This is a genomic window from uncultured Alsobacter sp., assembly GCF_945952055.1.
Classification (GTDB): Bacteria; Pseudomonadota; Alphaproteobacteria; order Rhizobiales; family Beijerinckiaceae; genus Alsobacter.
Genome location: NZ_CAMFHB010000011.1, coordinates 142,292 through 150,656, shown reverse-complemented (window position 1 = coordinate 150,656; position 8,365 = coordinate 142,292). Strand labels below are relative to the sequence as shown.

At 65.6% G+C, this 8,365-nt stretch carries 1 protein-coding gene; it reads right to left on the bottom strand.

The window, feature by feature from the left end; all coding sequences use genetic code 11:
• Positions 1-8,298, bottom strand: an 8,298-nt coding sequence (locus Q0Q47_RS11175) for a DUF4347 domain-containing protein (RefSeq protein WP_293858952.1), incomplete at its 3' end; no start/stop codon positions are given.
• Positions 8,299-8,365 lie beyond the last annotated feature (67 nt).

The window sequence follows — 8,365 nt, the reverse complement described above, 5'->3', positions numbered from 1 at the left end:
CTCCGTCACCGCCGCCGGATCGGTCACCGTGATCGTGGGCGCGTCGTTGGCACCCCTGATCGTGATGGTGATGTACTGCGTACTGCTGTCCGCCGTGCCGTCCGACACCTTCACGAAGTAGGTCAGCGTCAGGACGTCGCCCTCCTTCAGCCAATCCAGCGCCAGCGTGTTGTCGAAGCCCCAGCTGATGGTCTTCGTCCCGCCGTCGGACGTTGCCGGGGCGCCCAGGGTCAAGGCCGCATTTTGCAGGGCCGTCAGGACCGCCGAAGGGATCGCTCCGGCCGGCGGAGTGGCGCCGTTCAGCTGGATCAGCGGTGCATCGGCGCTCGCTGTCAGCGTGTTGCCGACGTCGAGGTCCGTCACCGACAGGGTTCCCGACGTCACGACCTGCTGGGACGACGCGTTGGCGGCCTCGTCGACCACCCCGGGCTGCGTGACCGCGGCGAGGACGGGGATGTTGTTTACCGCGTTCACGGTGATGTCGGCCGTGTCGGTTGCCGTCGAGAAGGCCGTCGTGCCGCCGTTGGTCGTGGTGTCGACCTTGCTGCCCGCCGTTCCCGATGTCTGGTCCCAGGCCCGGAACGTGATCGCGTTGGCCACCAGCCCGCTGAAGTTTGCGCTCGGCTGGAAGTACAGCCGCGTGTTTGCATCCGCCGCCAGCAGGAGCGCCGAGCCGTCCGAGACGGCCCCGACCGCCGCCCAGCTCGTGCCACCGTCGGTCGAGTACCACCACGTGCCGTTCGTCGTCGCGGTTGCCGTGAGGGCGAGGCCCGTCGAGGCTCCCGTATCCGCATCGGTGACGTTGGCCCCTGCTCCGGACTGAGAGACGAGCGCGGTGACGAGCGTCCCGACCGCACCGGCCGGCGCGCTGGCGCCCTTGTTCACGGAAGACAGAAGGGGTGTTTTGGACGCATCCAGCACGGGCGCGGCGTTCACCGCGTTCACGGTGATGTCGGCCGTGTCGGTCGCCGTCGAGAACGCCGTCGTACCGCCGTTCGTGGTGGTGTCGACCTTGCTGCCGGCCGTCCCCAACGTCTGGTCCCAGGCCCGGAACGTGATCGCGTTCGCCACCGGCCCACTGAAGTTCGCGCTCGGCTGGAAGTACAGCCGCGTGTTCGCATCCGCCGCCAGCAGGAGCGCCGATCCGTCCGAGACAGCCCCGACCGCCGCCCAGCTCGAGCCGCCGTTGGTCGAGTACCACCACGTGCCGTTCGCCGTCGCGGTCGCCGTCAGGGCGAGGCCGGTCAATGCACCCGAATCAGGATCGGTGACGTTGGCGCCCGCTCCGGACTGAGAGACAAGCGCGGACACGAGCGTCCCGACCGGCCCGGCCGGCACGCCCGCCCCCTTGTTCACGGACGCCAGAAGGGGCGTCTTGGACGCATCCAGCACCGGCGCGTCGTTCACTGCGTTTACGGAGATGTCGGCCGTGTCGGTCGCCGTCGAGAAGGCCGTCGTGCCGCCGTTGGTCGTGGTGTCGACCTTGCTGCCCGCCGTTCCCGATGTCTGGTCCCAGGCCCGGAACGTGATGGCGTTCGCCACCGATCCGTTGAAGTTGGGACTCGGTTGGAAATACAGTCGGGTGTTGCCATCCGCGGCCAGCAGCAACGCGGATGTATCGGACACCGCGCCCACCGCCGTCCAGCTCGAGCCCCCGTTGGTGGAGTACCACCAGGTGCCGCTCGTCGCCGCCGTTCCGGTCAACGCCAGGCCGGTCGATGCCCCGGCATCGGCATCGGTGACGTTGGCCCCTGCGCCGGACTGAGAGACAAGCGCGGAGACGAGCGTCCCGACCGCCCCGGCCGGCGCGCCCGCGTCCTCGTTCACGGACGCCAACACGGGGGTCATGCTCGCATTCAGCACCGGTGCGTCGTTCACCGCGTTCACGGTGATCGCGGCCGTGGCCGCGGCCGTCGAGAACGGCGTCGTGCCGCCGACGCTCGTGGTGCTGACCCTGTTGCCGGCCGTCCCTGTCGTCCTGTCCCACGCGCGGAAGGTGATGGCGCTCGAAACGGTCCCGTTGAAATCGGCCGTCGGACGGAAATACAGGCGCGTGTTCGTGTCGGCGGCAAGCAAAAGCGCCGAGGTGTCGGACACAGTCCCGACCGCCGTCCAGTTCGCGCCCCCGTTGGTCGAGTAGAACCACGTCCCGTTCGCGGTGGACGTCGCGGTCAAGGCGATGCCCGTGAGCGCGCCAGCATCCGCATCGCTGACATTCGACTGCGACACCAGCGTGGAGACGAGCGTTCCCACCGCCCCAGATGGCGCGCCTGCGTCCTCGTTCACGGCCGCGAGCACGGGCGTCACGCTCGTATTGAGGACCGGGGCGTCATTGGTTTTGATGACGCTCACGGTGGCACGCGGGAGGCCGGACGTCGCCGCCACGTTGGCGCTCGCTCCGCTGTCGGTCAGCCCCGTCACGGCGATCGTCCTCGTCCCCTGGCTCGGAGAGTCGCTGGTGTTGAGATAGGCGAGGCCGCGCAGGATTGCCGTCGCGTCCGTCACGGCCATCCCCGTACCTTGCGTGATGACGATCGTCGCCGTCGTCCCGCTCATCGTGACCTCCGCCTTCACGCCGACCGATCCGGTCGTCGCATTCGGCCCATAGATGGTCGACGTGCTGCCGGAGGCGACGTTCAGCTTCACCTGCAGCCCGTCGATCAACAGGATTTCGTTCGCACCGTCGCTGACGTTCGAGACGGTGAGCTCCATCCTCGTGATGGACTGGTCGGTGTCGTCGCCGGTCACGTTGGCGGCAGTGACACTTGCGGTGCTGACGGTTGCGGTGGAGAACACGTAAAGTGGCACCGAATCCGTCGCGGCAACCTCGGCTTCGGTGAACGTGTAGGTGGGATTGGCCGGGACGTTCGCGCCCATCTTGATCACGGGTGGGGTGTTTACCGCCAGCACATTGAGTGTAAGCTTTGCGGACGCAGTCGAGAATGCAGAATAGGGAGACTGGTCATTGTCGTTCGTATTGGCCAAGGTTCCCGCTGTGTAGGACTTCTGCACACCGTTGACGGTGCCGCTCCACGCCGAATCGAATGCCTTGACCTGAACCTCCACGGCTTGCGGACCCAGGACGTATTTTCCGTTGGCCAGCGCATAGCTGTCTGGGATGAAGGCGATGGAGTCGTTCGGCCCGATCAGCAGAGCGTTCGTGTCGCTCAAATTGCTGGCGCTGCTGTAAGATGTCGAGGTGATGCTTTTGACGTAGAGACGTCCGCCGGTCAGCTTCGTGATGGCCAATCCGATGTTTGCTACCGGCGTGTCGAGGTCGACCACGCCGCGTGCCGTGAGGCTGGAGACCGACGTCCAGAGTGCGGAGTTCGGGTTGGGACGACCTTGTGCCGTCCCCGCGATGATGGGGTCGAGATCGAACGCGGCCAGAGCGATGTCCTTGTTTTCGAATTGCTTCGAAGTGTCGAGAACGGGTCGCTCGTTGGCACCTGCGGCAGCGACCTTCAAGGTGACCGTGATGTCTCTGCTGGATCCAGAGTAGTCCCGGATGAAGTTTCGCTTGGTGTTCTCTCCAGACCCGATCAGGGTTCCGCTGTCCGCGCCGGTCCCGTCCCAAGCGCGCACGGTGAATGTTCCGGTCGCGCCCACGCTCCTCGCGGTCGCGGGCTGGCCAGCCTGGATGGAGACGCGCGTGAGGTCACCGTCGGCCAGAAGGTAGAGTGTCTGTCCCAGCACATTGTTCCAGGTCAGGCCGCCGTCCGTCGTATAGGCAAGACTCGTGTTGCTAGCCTTTGTGATCATGATTCCACGCACGCCATTATCATTGACGTCCGAGTAACCAATTCCGCCGATGATATCCTTGATGCTTACACCGGACTTTGCCCCCAGGATGAGCGGTGTGTCCCGATCGGTCGCCTGGATCGTTTCGTCGAAGGACGGGGAGGTCGCCGTCGTCGTCGGGAGCGTGTTCGCCGTCAGCGAAACCTGATAGGTATTGGAGAATGCGCCGGTAGCTGAAGCGATGTTGGCGAAGCCGACGTTGATGTTCGCGGCATTCTTGCCGCCGTTCACGAAGCTGATATCGGTGCCGCCTGCGCCCGCAGGATCCCAGACCCGGAGTGTGAGTTTCGCGCTGGCCAGATCGGCCGCGTTCGCAGCCTGGTAGAACACGCGCGTCGCAGCGCGATTGGCGAGGAGCAAGGCGTTAGCGTCCGAAACGGCGGTAAGCCTCGTCCAGGTCACGCCACTGTCGGTCGAATACCACCACCCAACGGTCCCCGAACCTGATGCCAGCGCGTCCGAGGTCGCGCCCACAATGGCGATGCCACCCGGGCGGCCATCGGCATCGCTGGCTTTGTTGCTGGCTATATCGTTTTGCAGATTCAGAAGATCCGAGACACGCAGTCCCAGGCCGCTCACGGTCGCAGTATTGGGATTTCCGATGGACTCAGCCAGCCTCACGCCCGTCGTCGTGTTGTAGGTCGCGTTGGTAAAGAGGACCTGAGTGGCCGTGAAGCTGGGCGGCGCGGTCGGTGCCGTGTTCTGCTTGACGGTAATGGTGGCCGTTTCGGGCGATAGAAGGCCCGCAACATCCGTGATGGGACGCACGGTTCCATCTGCCGGGACCGTTGTTGCCTGCGACGTGGCATACAGGTCGAGAGCCCGGACAGTGAGTTGACCCATGGCATTGTCCGCGCCCTTCTCGAAATACAGGAGGGCCGTGCTAGGCAGGAGAACGGTGGTGCCACTCATCGTCGCGGGAAGGGTGCGCCAGGTCGCTCCTGCGTCGATGCTGTACCGCCACGTGCCATTGGTGCCGTCGCGTCCAGTGATCGCGATTCCCCACTGGCTCGCCGACGGGTTGGTGTCGGCCTGGAGTGCGTACAGAATGTTGGCAGCCCCGCCGGTAGCGACGTTGCCGAAGAGCGAAGCGATGGAGACGCCGGTGACGCCGGCCGTGCCGATCGGGTCGAAACGGGCCTGCCCCATCGTGACCGTGAGGCCGTCCGCGGGGGAACCATTGCTGACGAACCGGATAGGCGCATTCCTGAAGACCACGGTGAACGAGCCGGACGCCTCCAGTTCCACACCACCGTAGGCCGCATTGCCAAGGTCATTGTAGGTGATCTTCACAGACATGGAGTAAGCGTTCGCGACCGTTCCGGTGGACGGTGCTCGCAAGGATATGGACGGCAGCAGGGTCTCGATGGCCGCCTTCTTGCCGACGAGGCGAATGACCGACGTCCCGGAGCCCAGGACGGACACGGTTTCCGTGACGGGATTGCCGGCGCCGTCACGCAAGACGTTTCCGGCGCTGTCACGCATCGTGACCTGCACCCTACCGTTCACGACGCCCGCGACGGTCAGAAGTCCTAAGTTCACGGAATTGCTCGCGTCGATCTCGAGGCGGACAAGAGCATTCTGCACGCGCGGGCTGAGTTGGTCGGCGTCCGCCACGCTGAACGTGATGACGTTTCTTTGTGCCTGTGTCCCGTTGCTGAACGTCGCGGACGCTCCAGCGTCGAGATAGTAGACGTTCGTCGTGCTGCCCGGGTTCGTAACGATCGTGTCAGGCACAAGCGTCAGGGCAGGAGCATCGTTCACGTCGCGCAGGCGGAACGTCACATTGCGGGTGACCTCGGCCCCGACACCATTGGTGACCTTGATCTGAGCCTGGATGTCGCCTTGCGTGGTTTCGTAGTCCAGTGCCATGCCGTTCGCGACGATGATCCATCCAGTGACCACGTCGATCGTGAACAGGCTCGTTCCCGTCATGCTGAAGGTGTACGGGCCGCGCGTGGGATCCTGGGGCGAGACCTGCGCGACGGGCAGCATGGAGCGCGTCGCCGTGTTGGCGACGAACTCGTTGACCAGGACCGTATAGCTCACGGATCCGTCGGTCGCGGTCGTCGTGGTGACGACAGTCTGCGGGGGAGAGGGCGACAGCGTGTTCAACGTGCTGGGCGGCTGGATGACGTCGAACGCGATCGCCGCCGCCGGGTCTACGTAGAAGCTGAAGGGCAGGACCTTTCCCGATGGCGTCTTGAACAGGACCGTGTTCGTCCCGGACTGGACATTCGTCAGCGTGATTTGCAGGCTGTCGGCCGAGATTCTGGTGACGGCCGACAGGTCGGCTCCGCCATTGACGGAATAGGTGATCCCGTCAGGCAGATTGCTCCCGGACAGAACGATGGTCTGTGTCGACCCGCTCGTCCGAAGGTCCGGATGCACGGTTCCGGAGCTGTCCCTCACCTCGGCTGCGGGCAAATCGGGGGCGAGCACGAGAGTGATGAAGCCGTCGCGAATGCTCGCAAAGGCCGGATCGTTGATCAGGACGCCCGTGACCTTGATCGTCGTGCCGTCCTGGACGGCTTTCGCCGAAGACACGATGGACCAGTCTGCCGAGCCGGGAGCCCTGTAGGCCACACGAAGCTGCGTGACTTCGGTCGAGGTCAGGGGAGCCGAAACGTCGAATGTGAAATCGGCCCGTCCAGAGTTGCTGCCGCCGACGTCGATGGCCCAGACGCGGTCGAGCGCCTTGGTGATGGGGCTGTCCACTGCGGTATAGGCGCTGAAGCTGCTCGTCGTACCCGTGGCGTAGCCCCAGCCGATCGAGCTGATGCTGGTGGACAGATAGTTGGTGGCATCGATGGTCAGTCCGCCACTGCGGGCCAACCGCATGCCGTCCTGATCCGAGCGGGACACAACAGCGACGCCGTTGCTGTAGGACGTGTCCGCGGGCTTGAAAAGCAGATTGTTGCCGCCCCCTGCTGTGGTGTCGTTCAACTTCCATTTCGCTGCCAGGGCCGCTTCGACCGAGCGGCTCTCCGCCGCGCTCAGGCTGCGGCCGAACACCACGACTTCGCGGACGGTCATGAAGGCCCTTCCGCCGTTCGCCCCCGATGCGCCGAGGAACATGGGCACGTTGCTGCCCGTAGCGTAGTTTCGCGTTTCACCCACCGTCTTCACGTCGGACAGGTTGGAGCGAACGTCCAGCGTCTGCGCTGCGCCTGACTTTCCAAACTCGCGGGCCGTGATGACTTGCGTTTTGAAGTAGTCACTTCCCGAGTCGATGGCGACGATCGAGCCGGAAGGATCCGATGCCTGACCCAGGATCGCGTCATTGAAGTCCGCTGTTCCGTCGGCGAGGTATTTCTGGGCGAGGAACTGGTTTCCGTTCAGTCCCAGGATGGTGCGGGTTGTCGCCGTCGTCGACGGCGTCGTCGGCTCGTTTCCCGCCATGACGATGAAGACGGTCAGCCCGTCGGCTGGCCAGCTGATCGACCCAAGGTCAAATCCGCCGGTTCCTGCGAAGCTGACATAGGCCCCATTCGTGGCGTCGCTGCCGACGGTGGCGGTACCCGTTCCGGACCACCGAAAGGATGCGGCGGTTCCGGTGTCGATCTTGTTGGCCCAGGCTTGTATGCCGTTCGACGTCGTCGGTGGGGTCTTCGCGTCCAGCCACACCAGCAGCTTGGACGTATCGACCCCGCCGAGAGCCTCCCGCGCCTCAGCCTGCGTCGCCAAGCTCCCATTCCATCCCTCCGGCGCAACCATGCGCGCCTCGATGCTGCCCGTGTTCTTCTCGAGCGCCCAGTCCGCGCCCGTCCTGCTCCCCGTCGCGTCGTCGGAGGCCGCCACGTCGGCCCCCGTCTCGCGCGAGAGGGCGGCGATGAGTGCCGCCCCTTCCACGCCGGCGCCGGTGTCGCAGCCGTAGAGCAGGATGTCGGCTCCGGCGGCGAGGTGCGGGCGCCAGGTGGCGAGGAGCGCGGCGTCGGCCTCGACCGCGGCGGTGTCGATCTTCTGACTGCCGAGCGTGAAGGAGCCCTCCCGGCCGTGGCTCACGATGTGGATGGCGGAGACGGGACGGTCGAGGCTGTCGAGCACGTCGCCGATCGCGGCGAGGCCGTCCTGATCGGCCGAGATGCTGACGACCAGGCGGCCCGGGCCGGCGGACTTCGCGAAGGCATCGGCGTCCGAGACGCGGCTGTCCACGAAGACGACTTCCACGGCGGAGGCCGGCGCGGCCGACGTGGCCGGCGGGGTGGCCGCGACGGGCGCGGCGTCCGGCACAGCGGTGGTGGCCTTGTCCGCGGCATGGCTGTCGGCGGCGTTGGCTTCGGCCGCGTGGTTGGCCTCCGCCTGCGCCGCCGCGTGGCTTGCATCGTCCGTGGCCTGCTTGACCACGGCGTCGGCCGTGGCCGCCATCGCGCCGTCGAAGATCATGCGTGGCTCGAGCGCCACGACCCCGTTCCGCAAGGCGGAAGGCCGCAGGCCCAGGACGGCTTCGGCACGAGCCTGGCGGACCTCACGATCGGACGGACGGGATGCGGACATGGAACAGTCTCCGGACAGACGGGCACGAAGCCCATTGCAACGTTTCGGAAACTATCCGGTCCCTACA